The following is a 19852-nucleotide window of genomic DNA, read 5'->3' on the forward strand; positions in this document are numbered from 1 at the left end:
CGCAACACCACGCTGTGCCGCCAGGGCCGAGCTGTCACCAGGCTATCGCTCCAAGGGCTGAACGCGCGACACAGCAGCCACGACCGGGGGTGACGCGACGATGCGGGCCGTCGTCTACCGGAAGCCGTTCGACGTCGAGGTGGAGGAGGTCCCCGATCCGCAGATCGAGCACCCGAACGACGTGATCGTGCGGATCACCTCGAGCTGCATCTGCGGTTCCGACCTGCACATGTACGAGGGGCGGACGGTCGCGGAGCCCGGCATCGTGTTCGGCCACGAGAACATGGGGATCGTCGAGGACGTCGGCAGCGGTGTCACGGCGTTGGAGCAGGGCGACCGCGTGGTGATGCCGTTCAACGTGGCGTGCGGCTTCTGCAAGAACTGCCTCGCCGGCCTCACCGGCTTCTGCCTCACGGTGAACCCGTCGGGCTTCGCGGGCGGCGCGTACGGATACGCCGCGATGGGACCTTATCCGGGAGGTCAGGCCGAGTACCTGCGCGTGCCCTATGCCGACTTCAACTGCATGCCGCTGCCCGCGGGAACCGATCACGAGTCGGACTACGCGCTGCTCGCCGACATCTTCCCCACCGGCTACCACGGGTGCGAGCTCGCCGGCGTCTCACCGGGGGACACGGTCGCGGTGTTCGGCGCCGGGCCGGTCGGCCTGATGGCGGCGTACTCGGCCCTGCTCCGCGGCGCCTCGCAGGTCTTCGTGGTCGACCGCGTCGCCGAGCGGCTCGCCAAGGCGGCCGAGATCGGCGCCGTCCCGATCGACTTCTCCGGGGGCGACCCGGTCGAGCAGATCAGGGACCGGACCCGCGGCGAGGGCACCGACGCGGGCATCGACGCCGTCGGCTACCAGGCCGTGAACGCGTCGGGGGACCGCGAGGAGCCGGCGGCGGTGCTGAACCAGCTCGTGCGCACCGTGCGGCCCACCGGTTCGATCGGGGTGCCAGGGCTGTACGTGACCTCCGACCCGGGCGGGGCCGACGAGCACGCCAGGCGGGGCATGCTGCTGGTCGCGATCGGCACGCTGTTCGAGAAGGGCCTGCGGCTGAGCACCGGCCAGGCGAACGTCAAGCGCTACAACCGCCAGTTGCGCGACCTCATCACCGAAGGCCGGGCACGGCCCGGTTTCGTCGTGTCCCACGAGCTCCCGCTCGAGGAGGCGCCGTCCGCGTACCAGAAGTTCGACCAACGCATCGACGGCTGCACCAAGGTGATCCTCAAACCCGCAATCAGGTGATCCGCCGAGGAGTGTCACAAGAACTGCCATCGAGAAGGAACCCACGAGGAGGTGGAGCCGGTGACGAGCACGGCGCAGGATCGATCAGCAATTCTGGACGAGATCGGCTTGAACGGCCAGAACAAGGCGACGTTGGGCCGGGTGCTGGCGACCGGGAACGTCGACAAGGCCACGGAGCGAGCCGACGGCACGATGGAGGCGACGATCCGCATCAATCCCGACGAGCTGTGCTGGGACCCCTCGGTCCTGGTGCTGCCGCACGGGGGCGACGTCGAACTCACGATCATCAACGACGACCTGAACACGCATTGCGCGCTCTTGCCGAGCAACGGTGATCGCAAGTTCCTCTGGCTGGTCAACCACTCGAGGGGGCGGGCGAAGCTGAACCTCGACGGACCGGGCTACTACTGGTTCAGCTCACCCACCGGCAACGACGAGGGCCGGGGACTCACCGGAGCGATCGTCGTCATGGGAGACGTCCCGCCGGAGGCCCGACTCGACCGACCGGCCCAGCCGCGACCCTAGAGAGGAGACGTCATGACGACTGCTGATTACATCGACGCAGGCGATGCCATCGACCAGGGAACGCTGAGCGGGAAGCACGGAACCGCCCCGCCGGTGGTGGCCGGTGTCACCTACGAGCGCATCCTCAGCGCCCGCGACGAGCCGCACAACTGGCTCACCTACTACGGCGCCTACAACGGGCAGCGGTTCAGCCCGCTGGACCAGATCAACACCGAGAACGTCAAGCGCATCGGTCCGGCGTGGGTCTTCCAGGCCGGCACGAGCGGGATGATCGCGGGCGCGTCGACGTACGCGTTCGAGGCCACCCCGATCGTCGTCGACGGAGTCATGTTCGTCAGCGGCTGGGACGGCTGGGTATGGGCGATCAACGCCGTGACGGGCAACGAGATCTGGCGGTACAAGCACGCGGTCCCGTTCGACGTGTCGTTGTGCTGCGGGAACGTGAACCGCGGGGTCGCGGTCGCTGCGGGAAAGGTCTTCTTCGTCACCGGGAACGCCCACGTCCTGGCCCTCGACGCCGAGACCGGAAAACGCGTCTGGGACCAGACCTACGGGGACGTGCGGGCCGGGGAGAGCGCCACGCTCGCGCCACTGGTCGTGAAGAACATGGTGATCGTGGGGAGCGCGGGCGGCGAGTTCGGCGTGCGCGGTCACCTCGACGCGTTCGACCTCGAGAGCGGCGAGCACGTGTGGCGCAGCTACACGGTCCCGAAGCCCGGCGAGCCCGGCTCCGAGACCTGGCCTGCCGACGGGGAGGCCTGGGCGCGGGGCGGCGCGAACCCGTGGATCACCGGTACCTTCGACCCGGAGACCAACCTGATCTACGTCGGCACCGGCAATCCGGCGCCCGACTTCGACGGTGAGGTCCGCGAAGGCGACAACCTCTACACCGACAGCATCGTCGCCATGGACGTGGACAGCGGCCAGATCCGCTGGCACTACCAGTGCACGCCGCACGACGTGTGGGACTACGACAGCATCTCGGAGTGCATCCTGTTCGAGTCGGACGGGCGTAAGCTGCTCGGTCACTTCGACAAGAACGGCTACTTCTTCGTCGTCGACCGCACGGACGGCGCGCTGGTCCAGATCACCCCCTTCGTCGACCGGATCACCTGGGGCGCGATCACCCGGGACGGCCAGGTGACACCGAAGGTGTACCCGGACAAGGAGGGCGAACCGGCCCACTTCTACCCGGGCCCGGCCGGCGCCAAGGAATGGACCCACGCGGCCTACAGCCCGAAGTCCGAACTCTTCTACGTTCCGGTGCAGGACGTCGGGGCGACCGCCACCCGCCGGCGCCGGGAGTTCAAGGAGAGCATCCCGTACTGGGGCGCCGGCGTGAACGTGGACCTCGACGGCATGACGGGATCCGTCAGCGCGTTCGACGCCAACGGCGAGGAGAAGTGGCGCTGGCGCGCGAGGCTGCCGATGTGCGCCTCGGTGCTGGCGACGGGAGGCGACCTGGTGTTCGCCGGTGAACCCTCGGGCGAGTTCAACGCGCTCGACGCCCGCACCGGGGAGCTCCTGTGGCAGTTCCAGTGCGGGAGCGGCCACCACGGCAGCCCGATGACCTACATGGTCGACGGACGGCAGTACGTGGCCGTACCCGTCGGCTGGGGCGGATGGGCGGAAGGGTTCCTGCCCGGGATGCTCGGCGCCGGCCACGGCAGCGCGCTGATGGTCTTCGCCCTTCCCACGGAATGACCCGGAGATCGTGATCCGCGGATGCGGACAGAGACCGGGAGGAGGTGACACCGGAGTGGAGCTCGCTGAATGGGAGACCCCCGAGTTCGAAGAAGTCGCGTGCGCGCCCGAGGTGACGATGTACGTCGCCCGGACCGACGCCTGACCTGAATCCGCAGTACGCGCATCCGGGGGACGCCACATCGGCGTCCCCCGATGTGCGCGGCGGCTCTTCCCCACGCGGAGGTTCCACAGTGACGTCGATCCTCGTCTTCCTCGCGGGAGCGGTGCTCCTGGTCTACAGCGCCGAGAAGCTCATCGGCCACCTCGTCGGGATCGCGAGCGGCCTGAGGGTGTCGGTCTTCCTGCTGGCGATCGTCTTCACCGGGATCGAGTTCGACGACATCTTCCTCGGGGTCGCGTTGAACCTCGAGGACCTCGAGGGCGTCGCGCTCGGCGTCGTGTTCGGCACCGCGCTCTCGATGACCGGCGTGGTGCTGGCACTCGCCGCGCTGCTGACCCCCACGCGCGTGAACATCCCGCGCCCGTACGTCGCCGTCCTGGCCGCCGCACCGCTGGTGATGATCGCGTTCACGCTGATGGCGCCGCTCACCGCGGTGCACGGCGTGTTCCTGCTCGCGCTCTTCGTCGTGTTCGTCGCCTGGGTCGCCGCGCGCGAGGCGCGCACCGACACACCCGTCTTCCGGGACGCCGAGATGTACGAGGCGTACGCCGCGGCCCGTGCGACCGGGGGCGGTGGCGGCACGGCGCTCGCCTGCACGCCCGAGGCGCAGGACGGGAAGACGGGCAAGGACGGGCACGGCTTCGTCGAGCGGACCTTCTCCGACGCGATGCCCTTCGTCACCGGCGATGCCCGGTCCGGGTGGGCCCGCCTCGGCCTGGCGGTGCTCGCCCTCGCCGGCCTCATCATCGGCGCCACGGCCACCGGCATGGGCACCGAGGGCATCCTGGAGACCTACGGGCTCGAGGGCACCCTGTTCGGCGCGACGATCGCCACCGCCGTCCTCACCATCGAGGACATCTTCCTCACCGTGGAACCCATCCGCCGGGGCGTGCCCGAGATCGGCGTGGGCAACGTCATCGGCAGCGTCGTCTTCTCCGTCACCGGCAAGCTGGGCATCATCCTGCTCGCCGGCGGGATCGTGATCCAGCCGGAAGTGCTCTCCTGGCACCTCCCCGCCTTGATCATCGTGACGGGGGTGGGCGCCTACTTCGTCTTCGCAGGACAGCTCCGGCGCTGGCACGGCGTCGTGCTGCTCGCCCTCTACCTCGCCTACTGGGTAGTCAGCTTCGGCCTGTTCGGCGGCCCTCCGATCGAGCTGGACTAGCGTCCGACGGGAGTTTGAGGTACCCAGGGTGAGAGTGCCGTGACCGGGAGGGATTCCCGTGCCTGACAACCCTGCGCGGACCGAGGAGAGCGGCGGTGGGCTCGGGCTCCCCGCCCCCGCCGCGCCCCGCGGACAGGGCGCCGAGCCCGCGGGCAACCACGACTGGTGGCCGCACCGGCTCGACCTGCGAGTCCTGCGCAAGCACCCGGCCGCAGCCAACCCCATGGGCGCAGGCTTCGACTACGCCGCGGAGTTCGCCACCCTCGACCTCGACGCACTCGCGCACGACGTCGACGAGGTGCTCACCACCTCGCAGGACTGGTGGCCCGCCGACTTCGGCCACTACGGCCCGCTCGTGCTCCGGATGACGTGGCACTGCGCCGGGACCTACCGCGTCGGCGACGGCCGCGGCGGCGCCGGGGCGGGCATGCAGCGGTTCGCACCGCTGAACAGCTGGCCCGACAACCGCAACCTCGACAAGGCGCGCCGGCTGCTGTGGCCGGTGAAGCAGAAGTACGGCCGCCGGATCTCCTGGGCCGACCTCATGGTCTTCGCGGGCAACCGGGCGCTGGAGACGATGGGCTTCACGACGTTCGGCTTCGGCGGGGGCCGCGTCGACGTCTGGGAGTCCGACGAGGACGTCTACTGGGGCCCCGAGCGCACCTGGCTCGGCGACGAGCGCCACGGCGGCGTCCGGGAGCTGGAGAAGCCGCTGGCCGCCGATCAGATGGGGCTCATCTACGTCAACCCGGAGGGCCCGAACACCGTTCCGGACCCGGTCACCTCGGCCCGCGACATCCGCCAGACGTTCCGGCGCATGGGGTTCGACGACGAGGAGACCGTCGCGCTGATCACCGGCGGCCACACGTTCGGCAAGACGCACGGCGCGGCCGACCCGGACGGCCACCTCGGCCCCGAGCCCGAGGACGCCCCGCTCGAGGAGCAGGGCCTGGGCTGGACGAGCAGCCACGGCAGCGGGACGGGCTCGGACGCCATCTCCAGCGGGCTCGAGGGGACGTGGACGCCCACACCGACCCGGTGGGACAACACCTTCCTCGAGAACCTGTTCGGCTACGAGTGGGACGTCGTGCTCAGCCCCGCCGGTCTGTGGCAGTGGGTCCCGCGGGCCGGCGGCGGGGCCGACACCGTGCCGGACGCCCACGACCCCACGCGGACGCACCCCCCGACGATCCTGACCACGGACCTCGCCCTGCGGTTCGACACGGGCTACGAGCCGATCGCGCGGCGATTCCTTCAGCACCCCGACCAGCTGGCGGACGCGTTCGCCCGGGCCTGGTTCAAACTGACGCACATCGACATGGGTCCGCGGGAGCGCTACCTCGGCCCGCTGGTCCCGGACGAGGCGCTGATCTGGCAGGACCCCGTGCCCGCGGTCGACCACGAGCTCGTCGGCGCCGACGAGGTCGCCGCGCTCAAGAGCCGGATCCTCGCCTCCGGGCTCTCGGTCGCCCAGCTCGTCTCCACGGCGTGGGCGTCGGCCTCGACGTTCCGCAACAGCGACCGGCGCGGCGGGGCGAACGGGGCCCGGATCCGCCTCGAACCGCAGCGGAGCTGGGAGGTCAACGACCCCGACACGCTGGCGCACGTGCTGCACACCCTCCAGGAGATCAAGGAGGACTTCGAGGCCGGCGAGCGGAAGGTCTCGCTGGCCGACCTCATCGTGCTGGGCGGGTGCGCCGCCGTCGAGCAGGCGGCGCGCGACGCCGGCCACCCGGTCGAGGTCCCCTTCACCCCCGGGCGCGCGGATGCCTCGCAGGAGCAGACCGATGTCGAGTCCTTCGCCGCGCTGGAACCGGCGGCGGACGGCTTCCGCAACTACCGCGGCGAGCGCGCCCGGCTCCCGTCCGAGCACCTGCTGGTCGACCGGGCGAACCTGCTCGGCCTGAGCGCGCCCGAGATGACCGTCCTCCTGGGTGGCCTGCGCGTGCTGGGCGCGAACCACCGGGGTTCCCCGCTGGGCGTCCTCACCGCGACGCCCGGGGCGCTCACCACCGACTTCTTCGTGAACCTGCTCGACATGGGGGTCCGATGGACGCCGACGTCCAAGGCCGCGGAGACGTTCGAGGGGCGCGACCGCGCCACGGGCGAGGTCCGGTGGACCGCCGGCCGCGTCGACCTCGTCCTCGGCTCGCACTCCGAGCTGCGGGCCATCGCCGAGGTGTACGCGAGCGACGACGCGGCGGAGAAGTTCGTGCAGGACTTCGTGGCGGCCTGGGACAAGGTCATGAACCTCGACCGGTACGACTTGAGCTGACCCACATCGCGCGGCACCGCACGAGCGAGACGTCAGCGGGGTTCTCCGCGGCCCGAACCCCGCTCAGGTCTCGCTCGTGCGTTGCCAGGCGCGACCGAGCTGCCCGACGACGAGGCCGGGCTGCCGCAGGATCTCCAGCTTCGTGTAGCGGTAGATGCGCCAGCCCTTGTCGACGAGCCCGGTGTAGCGGCCGATGTCGCGCAACACCTGGTCCCGATCGGTGTGACCCTCGCCTTCGTACTCGATGCCGATCCTGCGGTCCGGCCACGCGAGGTCGAGCCACACCGCGGTGCGGCTGTTCTCGTCCTGCACCACCCACTGGGCCTCGGGCCTGGGCAGCCCGGCCTGGACGATCAGCATCCGGAGCCGGGTCTCCATCGGGGAGCCGGCACGCCGCTCGGCGTGGGCGAGCACCTCGGCGATGAGCTCGTTGCCACGCGCACGGCGATTGCGGGCGGTGAAGTGCAGCAGCAAGTCCGGTGAGAACCCGTGGACGTTGGCCAGCCGGTCGACCGCAACCACCCGTTCGACCAGGTCGCCGCGGCGGGCCAGGTCGTAGGCCGTGCGCAGTGGGCTGGTCGTCCGCACCCCGTTCACCTCCGTGATCTCGCCGGGGAGCAGCCTGCTGCGGTGCACGACCAGTCCCGCATGGGTGCGTTGCCCGAGATCGGGAACCGTGACCTCGGCCGGGGCGTTGCGCGGACCGCACGAGGCACCGAGGACCTCGGCGGCCGAGTAGCCGGAGAGGACACCTCGCCCGTCGAGGTACCGATATGCGGCGTGGGAGCGCAGTGCAAGGTCCGGGGGTCCGTCCTCCGGTGCGCTGACGTAGGTGTCCGGGAACAGGCGCAGGAACCGCGGCCCCCGCAGGACGTCCGCTGTGATCACCCCGGCGGCGACGGCCGCGCCCCCGCGGAACGCGATCGGCCAGCCCGCGATCTCCCCCATCCGCGCAGGATCGCGCATCGGCCTCTGGCCGCGGGGTCTTTCCAGAAAACCCGCGCGAGCGAGACGTGAGCGGGGTTCGGCGCGGCTCGAACCCCGCTCACGTCTCGCTCGTGCTCAGTTCCTCAGATCTGAGGCGTGATCGCCTGCAGCGCGGCGGAGGACCGGACGGCCGCCGTCAGGTCCGCCAGCGCCGCACCGTGCGCGGCCGCGAGCTCGGCGCTCTGCTCGGTGAGGGTGGTGCGGTCGGCGTAGCCGCCGTGGTCGAGGTACAGCCCGGGCGAGAGGACCTGCACGGCGAAGAAGCCCGCGAGCACGTCGCGCAGGTGGCCCAGCGCCAGGTAGTGGTGCCCGCTCGCCCCGGTGAGCACGGTGGCCGCGACCCGGCCCTGCAGCGGCGCGTCGGACTCGCCCCACTTCCCGCGCTGGGTGCGTTCCAGCAGGTCCTTGAGCAGCGCGCTGTAGGTGGCGCGGAAGACCGGGCTGCCGAAGACCACGGCGTCGGCATCGTCGAAGGCGGCGATCACAGCGTCGGCGCCGGCCTCGGACAGCTCCAGCAGCGACGTCGTGGCGCCCGCCTTCTCCGCGCCGGCCAGCACGCCGGCCACGGCCGTGGCGGTGCGACCGCCCGGCTCCGGCCCCGCCACCACGCCCAGCACCCGTACACCGTCGTTCATCGGTCCTCCTCGGCTCCGGTGGCGAGACCGTAACGGCCCCGGTGGAACAGCAGCGGTGTGCGGCTCGCGTCGGCGGCGAGATCGCGCACCCGGCCGGCGACGATGGTGTGGTCGCCGCCGTCGTACTCGTGCCACAGGGTGCACCCGATCCACGCGCACGCCCCGTCCAGCACCGGGGCCCGGTGCGGGCCGGGCTGCCAGCCCACACCGGCGAACTTGTCGACGCCCGAGCGGGCGAACCCGGCGGAGAGGTGCTGCTGGTCGGCGGCCAGCACGTTGACGCAGAACGCGCCGACGTCGCGGATCCGCGGCCACGTGGAGGACGTGCGCGACGGCGCGAAGCTCACCAGCGGGGGGTCCAGCGACAGCGAGGCGAACGACTGGCAGGTGAAGCCGAGCGGGCCGTCCGGGCCGGCTGCGGTGACCACGACGACGCCCGAGGCGAAGTGCCCGAGCACGTCCCGCAACGTTGCCGGCTCGACGACGCCCGGCCCGTCGATCTGCGCCGTCACGCCGGCAGGTCCGGGCGCGGCGGCGTGCGCTCCCCCGCCTCCACCGGCACCGGGAGCCGGTTCTCGGCGGGCGGGAGCGGGCAGGTGGCGTGGGCGGTGAACGCGCACGGCAGGTTGACGGTGCGGTTGAAGTCGATCACGACGCGGCCGTCGGCGTCCGGGTCGGGCACGGTGACCGAGCGACCGCCGCCGTAGGTGCCGGCGCCCGACGTCGCGTCCCGGAAGTGCAGCGTGAGCCCGCCGGTCTTGCCGGGGAACGCGACGAGCTCGTGTTCGGCCCCGCCGAGCGGGAACCGCACCACGCCGACGGCCGTCGGGAAGTGCTGCAGCCCGTCCACCACGGCGCCGACGGTGAGCCGCCGCGGCTCGGCGTAGGCGGTGAACCGGCCCTCCACGACCCAGCGCGCGTCCACGTCGAACGCGGGCGCCCCGGTGAAGGCCGTGCGGGTGATGGCTTCCGGGTCACGCACCCGCAGCGCGTACTCGTCGGTGCGGCGGATCACCTCGACCCGCCGTTCGCCGACCTCGACGAGCACGCCGGGCTGCCCGTCGACCGGCTCCAGCGAAACGGTGCCGGTCACCGGGGTGCCCTCCAGCGCGGCGTCGCCGTCCGCGGTGAGCTCGACACCCCCGTCACCGGTGGCGCGCCAGGTGCCGGGAATGCCGTCGAACGTGCGCGCGGTGGCGTCGAGCCAGTGCAACGCGGTGAGGCTGAGCCAGCCGTGCGGGGTGCGCAGCTGCTCCTCGCGGTCGCGGTGCCAGGCGTCCCACTCGTGGTGGAGCGGGGATTCCAGCGTGGTCATCAGGCGCTCTCCTTCCGGCTCAGCGGAGCGTGCGGGTGGCGTAGGCCCATGTGGTGGCGCAGGGTCGGGCCGGTGTAGGCGGCGCGGTAGCTGCCGCGGTCCTGCAGCTCGGGGACGACCTCGTCGACGAACCGGTCGAGGCCGCCGGGGGTCAGGTGCGGCACGAGGATGAAGCCGTCGCAGGCGTCGGCCTGCACGAACTCGTCCATCTGCGCGGCGACGGTGCGCGCCGCCCCGACGAACGACTGCCGGCCGGTCTTCTCGATCACGACCTCGCGGATCGAGAGCCCGCCGTGCGCGGCGGCGAACTCGCGCCACTCCTGCGCGACGGCGCGCGGGTCGCGGGCGTGCCGCACCCGGCCGCGGGTGATGTCGATGTTGTCGACGTCGGGGTCGACGTCGGGCAGCGGCCCGTCCGGGTCGTACTCCCCCAGGTCACGGCCCCACACCTGCTCCAGGAACGCGATCGCGGTCTGCGGGGACACCTGCTCGCGGCGGATCCGGGCAGCCTGCTCGGCCGCGTCGGCGTCGGTGTCGCCGACCACGAACGTCACGCCGGGCAGCACCGTGAGGTCGGCCGCGCTGCGGCCGTACTGCGGGAGCCGGGCCTTCACATCGGCGTAGAACGCCTGCCCGGCCTCCAACGTTCCGTGCAGGGTGAAGATCGCGTCGGCCGTGGCGGCGGCGAAGTCGCGGCCCTGCGCCGAGTCGCCCGCCTGGATCAGCACCGGATGCCCCTGCGGGCCGGGCGGCAGCGGGAAGCCGCCGCGCACGTCGAAGTGGGCGCCGCGGTGCACGACCTCGGAGCCTCGGGAGTCCCAGAACGCCCGGGTGACGGCCACGACCTCGGCCGCCCGTTCGTAGCGCTGCTCGCGGGGCAGGAAGCCGCCCCGCCGGAAGTTCTCCCCGGTGAACGCGTCCGAGCTGGTCACCATGTTCCACGCCGCACGGCCGCCCGACAGGTGGTCGAGCGAGGCGAACTGGGCCGCCAGCTCGTAGGGCTCGTTGAACGTCGTGTTGATCGTGCCGGCCAGCCCGATCCGGGTGGTGACGGCCGCGAGCGCGTTCAGCACGGTGAACGTGTCCGGCCGGCCCACGACGTCGAGGTCGTGGATCCGGCCGCGGTGCTCGCGCAGCCGCAGCCCCTCGGCGAGGAACACGAAGTCCATCAGCCCGCGCTCGGCGTTCTGCGCGAAGTGCGCGAAGTGCGCGAACGAGGCGAAGTCGGTCTGGCTCCCGGCCGCCGGATCGCTCCAGACCGTCGTGTTGTTGACGCCCGGGAAGTGGGCGCCGAGGTGGATCTGCTTCTTGCCGGCGTTCACGCCGTCACCTCCGCTGTGGGATTGGCTGCGTAGTGGTTGGCCGGACGGCGCAACCCGAACCGGCTGCGCAGCGAGCCACCCGCCCGGCCCGTGCGCAGCAGCCCGCGCCCGGCCAGCAGCGGCACGACCTGGCCCGCCACCACGTCGAGGTCCGCCGGGAGCACGAGCGGCACCAGCGTCACCCCGTCGGCGGCTCCCACCCGCACGGCGGCACCGATCGTGTCGGCGAGGTCGGTGGGCGGGCCGAGCACCCGCACCGACGACGCCGGCAGCGGCGCGCCGGCCAGCGCGTCGAGCTCGGCGAGGTCGCGGCGGGCGCGATCGCGGTCGGGCGCGAGGTGCACCTCGACGTCGAGCAGCACCGTGACGTCCTCGGGGTCGCGGCCGGCCGCGGCGACCGCCGCCCGCACCCGGTCGCGCGCGGCGGCCGCGGACGGCAGGTCGGGTGCCGCGATCCGCACGGCGTCCGCCCAGCGGGCAGCCACCGGCAGCGCCTCCGGCTCGTCGGCGCGCAGCACCACCAGCGGATGCCCCTGCGGCGGGCGGGGCGTGATCGAGGGGCCCGCGACCGAGAAGAACTCGCCGGTGAAGTCGACGCGGTGCAACTTGTCGCGGTCGAGGTAGCGGCCCGTGGCGACGTCGCGGATCACGGCATCGTCCTCCCAGGAGTCCCACAGCCGCACGACGGCCTCGATCGCCTCGGCGGCCTCGCGCCACAGCTCGGCGGCGGCCGCGGCCGGCTTGCGGCCGAACAGCGCTGCCTCCTCGGGGGTGTGCGAGACCGCCGGCTCCCACCCTGCGCGACCACCCGAGACGATGTCCAGGCCGGCGATCGCCTTGGAGGTGTGGAACGGCTCGGTGTGCGTCACGGTCACGGTGGGCACCAGCCCGATCCCCGCCACCACCGGCGCCACCCGCGCGGCGACCGCCACGGCATCCAGCAGGCCGGGGACGGGCGCCACCGTGTGCGGCACGAACGCGAGGTCCAGACCGCGCCGCGCGGCCGTGCGCACCAGCGCCGCGTGGTGCGCGCCGGTCAGCAGCACGTCCGGATCCAGCCCGGCCCAGCGCGACGCGGCGGGGTGTCGGCCCGCGGCGGGCAACTCGACGGCGAGGTGCATCCGCGCTTCGCTGAAGGGACTCATGAGACGACGCTCGCTTCCTCGGATACCCCTGCGGATCTGCGCGCCCACGCCCGCGCCAGCAGCTCGGTGCTGCGGACGCGATCGGCGTGGGCGGTGGTGATCGTGGTGACCAGCAGCTCGTCGGCCCCGGTCACGCGGGCGAGCGTCGCGAGCCGCTCCACCACGGCGTCGGGCGTGCCCACGAACTGGGTGTCGACGCGGTCGGCGACGCCGGCCCGCTCGGCGTCGGTCCACACCCGCGCCCGCGCCTGCTCGGGTGTGGCGTAGGGCCGGGCGCCGACCCCGGTGCGGATGTCGAGCACCCACTGCGCGTACGGCGCGGCCAGCTCCTCGGCCCGCTCCTGCGTCGGGGCCACCACGACGTCCGCGGAGACCATCACGTGCGGGACCGCGAGCCGGGCCGACGGCCGGAACGACGCCCGGTAGGCCGCCACGGCGTCCAGGACCGCGCCGGGGGTGAGGTGGTAGCTCGCCGCGAACGGGAGGCCGCGGGTGCCCGCGACCTCCGCACTGGTGCCCGGACCGGTGCCGAGGACCCAGACGTCCAGGTCGGCGCCGCCGGCGGGCGGCACGGTGAGCGGGTACCCGTCCGGGCGACGCGCCGCCCCGGCGACGAACCCGAGGATCGCGTCGACCTGCGCCGCGTAGTCCGGCGGCGGGTCGTCCACGCGCAGGCCCAGCAGGTCGGCGAGGTGGGCGTAGGTCGACAGGTCGCCGCGCACGCGGGGAGCGGGCGGGAGCAGGAGCCCGTCCACCTCCCGGGACGGCGCGGCGGGGGGCGCGCTCCCGCCGTCGTGGGACTCCCCGGCCCGGCGCAGCAGCCGGTGCAGGTCGAACCGGCCCAACCCGAGGTCGACGCGTCCGGGGTGCAGGGCGGCGACGGTCCCGAACTGCTCGGCGGCCTGCAGCGGCGTGGTGAGCGGGAGCTGCACCGCCCCGGAACCGACGCGGATGCGCTCGGTGGCCGCGGCGACCAGCGCCACCAGCACCGCGGTGGCCGACGAGGCGACGCCAGCGGCGAGGTGGTGCTCGGCGAGCCAGTAGCGCCGGTAGCCCTCCCGCTCGGCCACCCGCGCGAGGTCGATCGAGTTGCGCAGCGCGTGGGCCGCGGTGCCGTCCGCCGGAACCGGGGAGAGGTCGAGGATCGAGAGCGGGACGGTCACGACGCCACCCCCAGCGGCGCGCCTGGCACCGGTTCGTCGCCGGGCCGGGCGTCGTCCGGGTCGCGGGGCAGGGCGCCGGCCAGCGGGCGGCTCGGCACCGCGGCGCGCAGTGCCGGCGCGACCTCGGCCTGGAAGCGCTCCAGCATCTCGCGCTGCCGCGCCGGTGCGAGCCCGTCGCCGTCCAGGTGCAGGTGCAGGACCTCGTGACCGAGCTGCTCGCGGTAGCGCAGCACCTTGTCGACGATCTGGGCCGGGCTCCCGATCAGCGCGGAGCTGCGCGCGACGAAGTCCTCCAGCGTCGGGAACACCACCGGCAGCCCGAACCGCTGCGCCGCGGCCTGCCGCGCCGCGAACGCCGGGCGGAACTCCTCCACCGCCTGCTGCGAGGTGGGGGCGAGGTGGAACGCGGCGGTCCCGGCGCCCACGAGCGCGTCGGCCGGATCCCGACCGTGCGCCGCCCAGCGCTCCCGGTAGTGCGCCACCAGCTCGGCGTAGGGCGCCACGGGATGGGTCACGTTCGCGGAGAACAGCGGATCCCCGCAGCGCGCGGCCACCTCCACCGACTCGCGGCTGGTCGCGCTGCCGTGCCAGACGCGCAGCGGGCGCTGCCGCGGCGGGGGCCAGGTCTGCGCGTCGTGCAACGGCGGGCGGAACCGGCCCGACCACGTGGTGCGCTCCTCGCGCCACAGCCGCCGGAACAACTCGTAGCCCTCCGCGTTGCGGTCCCACTGGTCGTCGGTGGTCACCGCGAAGAGCTGGGCCTGCGCCGCGCCGTTGCCCTTGCCGATGATCAGCTCCAGGCGGCCGTCGGCCAGCTGGTCGAGGGTGGCGTAGTCCTCGTAGGCGCGCACCGGGTCGAGCAGCGAGAGCGTCGTGACGCCGGTGAACAGCGTGATCCGCGAGGTGCGCGCCGCGATGTGGGAGAGCACCACGGGCGGTGCCGAGGACAGGAACGGGAGCTCGTGCCGCTCCCCCACCGCGTAGCCGTCGAAGCCGAGCTCCTCGGCCAGCACCGCGTTCTCCACCACCCGGTGCAGACGCGCGTTCGCCGTGGGCGTCCGGCCGGTGACCGGGTCGGGGCCGTTGGTGATCAGGGTGAGGACGAGGATCTTCATGCCGACTCCTCCAGTGCCCCGGTGCGCTGCCCCGCGATGGCGGCGAGCAGCTCCCGGGTGTAGTCGTGCGCGGGTGCGGCGAACAGCTGCGCGGTGGGGGCGAGCTCCAGCAGCCGCCCGTGGCGCAGCACCCCCACGCGGTGCGCGATCCGGCGCACCACCGCGAGGTCGTGGGAGATGAACAGGTAGGACAGGCCCGCGTCGGCCTGCAGGTCCACCAGCAGGTCCAGCACCTGGGCCTGCACGCTGACGTCGAGCGCCGACACCGGCTCGTCGCACACCACGAGGTCGGGCGAGAGGGCGAGCGCGCGGGCGATGGCCACCCGCTGGCGCTGGCCGCCCGAGAGCTCCGCGGGCCGCCGGGAAAGCGTCGAGGCGGGCAGCGCCACCCGGTCCAGCAGCTCGGCGGCCCGGGCCCGCTGCGACCGCGCGTCCCCCACCCGGAACGCCCGCAGCGGCTCGGCGATCACGTCGGCGATGCGGAAGCGGGGGTCGAGCGAGGCGTAGGGGTTCTGGTAGACGAGCTGGGCACGCCTGCGCAGCTCGCGCCAGGCCCGTCCGCGGGCGCGGGTGATGTCGGTGCCGTCGAACGTAACGGTGCCCGAGGTCGGGTCGGCCAGCCGCAGCAGCAGCCGCGCGGTCGTCGACTTGCCCGAGCCGGACTCGCCGACCAGCGCCAGGGTCTCGCCGCGGGCGATCGTGAAGCTCACCCCGTCGACGGCGCGCAGCCGCTCGCGCCCGAGCGGGAACTCCTTCACCAGGTCCCGCACCTCCACCAGCGGCGGCGCCCCTGCCGCGGGAGCCGCGGCCGCGGGGGCCACCGGCGCCAGTCCGGGCGCGCTCTCGAGCAGCCGCCGGGTGTACGCGTCGCGCGGCGCGCTGAGCACCTCCCGCACGGGTCCCTCCTCGACGATGCGCCCGCCCTGCATCACGACGAGCCGGTCGGCCCGGTCGGCGGCCACCCCGAGGTCGTGGGTGATCAGCAGGACGGCGGTGCCCGACGCCCGCACGAGCCCCTCGAGGTGGTCGAGGATGTGCCGCTGCACGGTGGCGTCCAGCGCGCTGGTGGGCTCGTCGGCGATGAGCAGCTGCGGGCGCGCGGCGATGCCGATCGCGATGAGCACGCGCTGGCGCATCCCGCCGGACAGCTCGTGCGGGTACTGCCCGGCACGAGCGGCGGCATCGGGCAGACCGGCCTCGTCGAGCAGCTCCACGGCGGCGAGGCGCGCGGAACGCCTGTCGGCGATGCCGTGCACCCGCAGGCTCTCCGCGACCTGCTCCCCGACCTTCTGCACGGGGTTCAGCGCGATGCCGGGGTCCTGGGGCACCAGCCCGATCCGCCGGCCCCGCACGGTGCGCAGCGCCCGCTCGGTCATTCCGGCGAGCTCCTGGTTCCCGTCCGGGCCGTCCAGGGTGATCCGACCCCCGTCGATGCGCCCGGTGCCGGGCAGCAACCCGACCACGGCGTGCGCCAGCGTCGACTTGCCCGAACCGGACTCGCCGACGACGGCGACGACCTCGCCCGGCGCCACGCTCAGCGAGACACCCCGCAGGGCCGGCACCGCGGACCCCCCGGCGGCGTAGGAGACACGCAGGTCCGAGACCTGCAGCAGCGGCGCGCTCACCGGGACCACTCCCCGTCCAGCGCGCGGGAGATCCGGTTGACGGCGAGAACGGTGGCGGCGATCGCCGCGCCGGGAACGGCGCACAACCACCACGCCACCGCGAGGTAGTTGCGGCCCTCCGACACCAGCGAGCCCCACTCGGACGCCGGGGGCGGTGCCCCGTAGCCGAGGAAGGACAGCGACGAGACGGCCAGGATCGCGAGGCCGAACTCCAGCACCGCGAGCACCAGCACGGGACCGGCGGCGTTCGGCAGGACGTGGCGCCACAGCGTCACGTACCAGCGGGTGCCCACCGACCGCGCGGCCTCGACGTACACCGATTGCCGCACCCGCAGCGTCTCGGCGCGCATGACCCGGGCGAAGCTCGCGACGCTCGCGATCCCCACGGCGATCGCCACCTTCACGGTGCCGTACCCGAGGGCGGTGATCAGCGCGAGCGACAGCAGCACCGCGGGGATCGCGAGCAGCACGTCCACCGCGCGCATGAGCACCTCGTCCACCCAGCCGCGGACGAACCCGGCGAGCACGCCCACCGACCCGCCGACGACCAGCGCCACCGCCACCGCGATCACGGTGGCCTGCAGCGAGAGCGCGGCACCGTGCACCACGCGGGTGTAGACGTCGCGGCCGAGGTAGTCGGTGCCCAGCAGGTGGGCGGCACCGGGCGGCTGCAACCGGTCGGCGGGCACCCCGAGGTCCGGGTCGGCCGGCGCCAGCACCTGCGGCGCGAACGCCGCGAGCAGCACCAGCGCCACGAACACGACGGACACGACCAGACCGGGGCGCCGCAGCAGGAACCGAACCCACCCGTCGCGGCGCGGGGTCTCCTCGTCCGGCACCGGGCCGGTGACGGGTTCGCGGATCAGCAGCTCGGTCACGGTGTCGCCCCCGTCGTGATCCTCGGGTCCAGCAGCGGGTAGATCAGGTCGACCGCCAGGTTGACCAGCACGAACACCACCGCCGCGAAGACGACGATGCCCTGCACCACCGGGATGTCCTGCACCCCGACGGCCGAGACGGTGAGCCGGCCCAGCCCGGGGCGGGTGAACACCGTCTCGACGACGACGGAGCCGGCGAGCAGGTTGCCCAGGACGTGGGCGAGGACGGTCAGCGCGGGCAACGCGGCGTTGCGCAGCGCGTGGCGCAGGTGGATGTCCACCCGCCCGACGCCCTTGGCGCGAGCCGTCACCGCGTAGGGGTCGTCCAGCGCCTGCGACAGGCTCTTCGCGAGCACCTGCGCGATCAGCGCCCCCGTCGGGAGCCCGAGCGTGACGGCCGGGAGCACCAGCGCGGCAGGTCCGCCCGCCCCGACCGAGGGCAGCAGCCCCAGCCCGAACGCGAAGACCTGCACGAGCAGCAGCCCGACCCAGAACACCGGAAGCGACACCGCGAGCGAGGGCAACGCCAGCAGCAGCTGCCGCAGCCACGGCACCCGCGTGTAGGTGCCCACGAGCGCGACCGTGCCACCGAACAGCACCGCGACGACGAGGCCGGCCAGGGTGATCTGCAGCGTGGGCGGCAGCGCCTCCAGGATCGCGGCGCGCACGTCCTGGCCGTTCTGGATCGACGTCCCGAAATCGCCCGACAGCGCCGCCCACAACCGCTGCCCGTACTGCACGATCACCGGCTGGTCGAACCCGTAGCGGGCGCGCAGCGCGGCCAGCTGATCGGGCGGCAACGGCTCGCCGTCCAGGCCGCCGCTCGCCATCGTGGCGATCGGGTCCCCCGGCAGCAGGTACAGCACCACGAACGACACCGTGAACGCCGCCCACAGCACGCCGACCGCCGTGGCGGCCCTCCGGAGCAGGTAGCGGCCCACTACTCGGCCTTCCACGCGTCGTGCAGCTGGAGGCGCGACGAGGCGTCGAACGCCACCCCGTGCACGTTCGCCGCGACGCCGAGCACGGTGGTGAGCTCCACGACCGGCACGACGTGGTGCTCCCCCACGAGCAGCTGCTGCGCCTGCGCCACCGTCTCCGCCCGGGCCGCCGTGTCGGGCTGCGCGGCCTGGCGGGTGAGCAGCGCGTCGAGCGGGCCCGCGGGCAGCCGGTAGTAGTTGTTGCCCGCAGTGCCGTACTGGGAGCGCAGGATGTCCGGGTCGGCGCGGGTGAGGTTGCCCCACGCGGCGGTGAACCGGCCCTCCTGCATCGTCGGCGTGTTCTCCGCGATCGGCACCTCGCGCACCTGCAGGTCGATCCCGATCCGGCGCAGCTGCTGCTGCAGCAGCTCCACGGTCGGCCGGTTGGCCGCCGCGTTCGCGAACCAGGTGAGCTCCACCGACAGCGGGGTCCCGCCCTTCACGCGGACGCCGTCCGGGCCGGGCAGCCAGCCGGCCGCGTCCAGCACCGCCCCGGCGCGCGCCGGGTCGAAGGCGAGCTGCGCGGACTGGTCGGCGTAGGCGGGGGTGTTGGAGGCCAGCGGGCTCGTGGCCGGCCGGGTCTGCGAGGTGTAGACGGTGGCGACCACCTCCGCGCGGTCGATCCCCAGCGACACCGCCTCGCGCACCGCGGGATCTGCGCCGAGCGGTGTGGAATGGTTGAACGAGATGCCGAACGGGATGCCCGGGTTGGACCGGGCGAGCAGTTGCACCCCGCCACTCACCAGCAGTGCCTCGTCCTGCTGCGCGATGTTGCCGATCCCGTCGACCTCGCCCGACGCCAGGCTGCCCACGCGCACACCCGACTCCGGGACGATCCGGAACTCGAGGCGGTCCAGGTACGCCTCGCCCTGGTGCGCCCACAGCGACGAGCCCCACGCGTAGCCGGGGCGCTTCGCGAGGACGATCGACTCGTCGCGCGTGTAGGAGTCGAGGACGAACGGGCCGGAGCCGATCACGGAGGCGCAGCGGTCGTCGTCGCTGCGCGCGACCGTGGCCTGCGCCAGGATGCCGAGGCTGTGCGTGGAGGTGCCCTGCAGGAACTGGACGTTGGGCTCGTCGAAGGCCACCGTGAACCGCGTGGGGCTCTCGACCGCGGTGCCCCGGTACCCGGCGAGGTAGCCCTTGGGCAGCGAGGCGCGCGGTCCCAGCCGTGCCACCGCGTCGAAGTTGGCGGCCACGGCGGCTGCGTCCAGCGGCGTGCCGTCGCTGAACGTGACGCCCTCGCGCAGGGTGAACGTGTACGCGGTGGCATCGGCGTTGCTCTCCCAGGCCGTGGCCAGCCAGGGCCGCAGCTCGCCGGACTCCGGGTCCTGGTCGGTGAGGGAGTCGACGATCTGGCGCAGCGAGTAGATGGTGTCGTTGCTGCTGACCTGCTGGGGATCCACGCAGCCCTGGTCGCTGGACACGGCGAACCGCAGGGTGCCGCCCGGGCGGGGCGGGCCGGCGTCGGCGCCGCTCGCGGCGGGCGCGCCACCGCAGGCGGCGGTGAGCAGGAGGACCGCTGTGATGAGCCAGGGGGCCTGGCGGCGCAGGTGCGTGGTCGGTACGGGCACGGGCATGTCCGGGCATCCTTCGTCGAGCGCGCAGG

Annotated in this window: 18 protein-coding genes; 6 read left to right on the forward strand and 12 right to left on the reverse strand. The window is 73.3% G+C overall.

The window, feature by feature from the left end; genetic code table 11:
- The first annotated feature begins 100 nt into the window (after nt 1-100).
- The 6 genes from CFP66_RS29310 to katG all read left to right on the forward strand — a co-directional run bounded on the left by CFP66_RS29310 (nt 101) and on the right by katG (nt 7078).
- Nucleotides 101-1246, forward strand: coding sequence for a glutathione-independent formaldehyde dehydrogenase (locus CFP66_RS29310; RefSeq protein WP_094928435.1), 1146 nt, complete (start codon nt 101-103; stop codon nt 1244-1246).
- A gap of 60 nt (nt 1247-1306) precedes the next feature.
- Nucleotides 1307-1771 carry an MSMEG_3727 family PQQ-associated protein gene (locus tag CFP66_RS29315; RefSeq protein WP_094928515.1) on the forward strand — a complete coding sequence of 155 codons (465 nt, stop codon included), beginning with the start codon at nt 1307-1309 and terminating at the stop codon, nt 1769-1771.
- Between the two features lie 12 nt (nt 1772-1783).
- A complete protein-coding gene (locus tag CFP66_RS29320; RefSeq protein ID WP_094928436.1) occupies nt 1784-3475 on the forward strand; it encodes a PQQ-dependent dehydrogenase, methanol/ethanol family in 1692 nt (563 codons plus the stop codon).
- A 55-nt stretch (nt 3476-3530) separates the two neighbouring features.
- Nucleotides 3531-3620, forward strand: a complete 90-nt coding sequence (pqqA, locus tag CFP66_RS29325) for a pyrroloquinoline quinone precursor peptide PqqA (protein WP_143517418.1) — start codon at nt 3531-3533, stop codon at nt 3618-3620.
- Between the two features lie 88 nt (nt 3621-3708).
- A complete protein-coding gene (locus CFP66_RS29330) occupies nt 3709-4803 on the forward strand; it encodes a sodium:calcium antiporter (RefSeq protein ID WP_094928438.1) in 1095 nt (364 codons plus the stop codon).
- A gap of 58 nt (nt 4804-4861) precedes the next feature.
- Nucleotides 4862-7078, forward strand: coding sequence for a catalase/peroxidase HPI (gene katG / locus CFP66_RS29335; protein WP_094928439.1), 2217 nt, complete (start codon nt 4862-4864; stop codon nt 7076-7078).
- 63 nt (nt 7079-7141) lie between these two features.
- Here the strand turns inward: katG and CFP66_RS29340 are convergent, their stop codons facing one another.
- The 12 genes from CFP66_RS29340 to CFP66_RS29395 all read right to left on the reverse strand — a co-directional run bounded on the left by CFP66_RS29340 (nt 7142) and on the right by CFP66_RS29395 (nt 19823).
- Nucleotides 7142-8026 carry a hypothetical protein gene (locus CFP66_RS29340; protein ID WP_094928440.1) on the reverse strand — a complete coding sequence of 295 codons (885 nt, stop codon included), beginning with the start codon at nt 8024-8026 and terminating at the stop codon, nt 7142-7144.
- A 122-nt stretch (nt 8027-8148) separates the two neighbouring features.
- Nucleotides 8149-8700 carry an NAD(P)H-dependent oxidoreductase gene (locus tag CFP66_RS29345; protein ID WP_094928441.1) on the reverse strand — a complete coding sequence of 184 codons (552 nt, stop codon included), beginning with the start codon at nt 8698-8700 and terminating at the stop codon, nt 8149-8151.
- Entirely contained in the window at nt 8697-9212 is a 516-nt protein-coding gene (locus tag CFP66_RS29350) for a flavin reductase family protein (RefSeq protein WP_198961736.1), read from the reverse strand. Before CFP66_RS29350 ends, CFP66_RS29345 begins: the two co-directional genes overlap by 4 nt.
- Nucleotides 9209-10015 (reverse strand): DUF1684 domain-containing protein, encoded by an 807-nt coding sequence (locus CFP66_RS29355; RefSeq protein WP_094928442.1) that lies wholly within the window; start codon nt 10013-10015, stop codon nt 9209-9211. Before CFP66_RS29355 ends, CFP66_RS29350 begins: the two co-directional genes overlap by 4 nt.
- Nucleotides 10015-11337 carry an LLM class flavin-dependent oxidoreductase gene (locus CFP66_RS29360; protein ID WP_094928443.1) on the reverse strand — a complete coding sequence of 441 codons (1323 nt, stop codon included), beginning with the start codon at nt 11335-11337 and terminating at the stop codon, nt 10015-10017. Before CFP66_RS29360 ends, CFP66_RS29355 begins: the two co-directional genes overlap by 1 nt.
- A complete protein-coding gene (locus CFP66_RS29365; RefSeq protein ID WP_233159805.1) occupies nt 11334-12482 on the reverse strand; it encodes an LLM class flavin-dependent oxidoreductase in 1149 nt (382 codons plus the stop codon). Before CFP66_RS29365 ends, CFP66_RS29360 begins: the two co-directional genes overlap by 4 nt.
- Nucleotides 12479-13645 carry an LLM class flavin-dependent oxidoreductase gene (locus tag CFP66_RS29370; protein WP_198961737.1) on the reverse strand — a complete coding sequence of 389 codons (1167 nt, stop codon included), beginning with the start codon at nt 13643-13645 and terminating at the stop codon, nt 12479-12481. The genes CFP66_RS29365 and CFP66_RS29370 overlap by 4 nt, the downstream gene beginning before the upstream one ends.
- The gene (locus CFP66_RS29375) at nt 13642-14760 is read right to left on the reverse strand and encodes an LLM class flavin-dependent oxidoreductase (protein WP_094928444.1); all 1119 of its coding nucleotides are present in this window, start codon (nt 14758-14760) and stop codon (nt 13642-13644) included. The genes CFP66_RS29370 and CFP66_RS29375 overlap by 4 nt, the downstream gene beginning before the upstream one ends.
- Nucleotides 14757-16385, reverse strand: a complete 1629-nt coding sequence (locus CFP66_RS29380) for an ABC transporter ATP-binding protein (protein ID WP_094928518.1) — start codon at nt 16383-16385, stop codon at nt 14757-14759. The genes CFP66_RS29375 and CFP66_RS29380 overlap by 4 nt, the downstream gene beginning before the upstream one ends.
- Entirely contained in the window at nt 16382-17263 is an 882-nt protein-coding gene (locus CFP66_RS29385) for an ABC transporter permease (protein WP_094928445.1), read from the reverse strand. Before CFP66_RS29385 ends, CFP66_RS29380 begins: the two co-directional genes overlap by 4 nt.
- Nucleotides 17260-18204: an ABC transporter permease gene (locus CFP66_RS29390; protein WP_094928446.1), complete on the reverse strand. Its 945-nt coding sequence runs from the start codon at nt 18202-18204 to the stop codon at nt 17260-17262. The genes CFP66_RS29385 and CFP66_RS29390 overlap by 4 nt, the downstream gene beginning before the upstream one ends.
- Nucleotides 18204-19823 (reverse strand): ABC transporter substrate-binding protein, encoded by a 1620-nt coding sequence (locus tag CFP66_RS29395; protein WP_094928447.1) that lies wholly within the window; start codon nt 19821-19823, stop codon nt 18204-18206. Before CFP66_RS29395 ends, CFP66_RS29390 begins: the two co-directional genes overlap by 1 nt.
- Nucleotides 19824-19852 lie beyond the last annotated feature (29 nt).

The organism is Pseudonocardia sp. MH-G8 (assembly GCF_002262885.1).
Lineage (GTDB): Bacteria > Actinomycetota > Actinomycetes > Mycobacteriales > Pseudonocardiaceae > Pseudonocardia.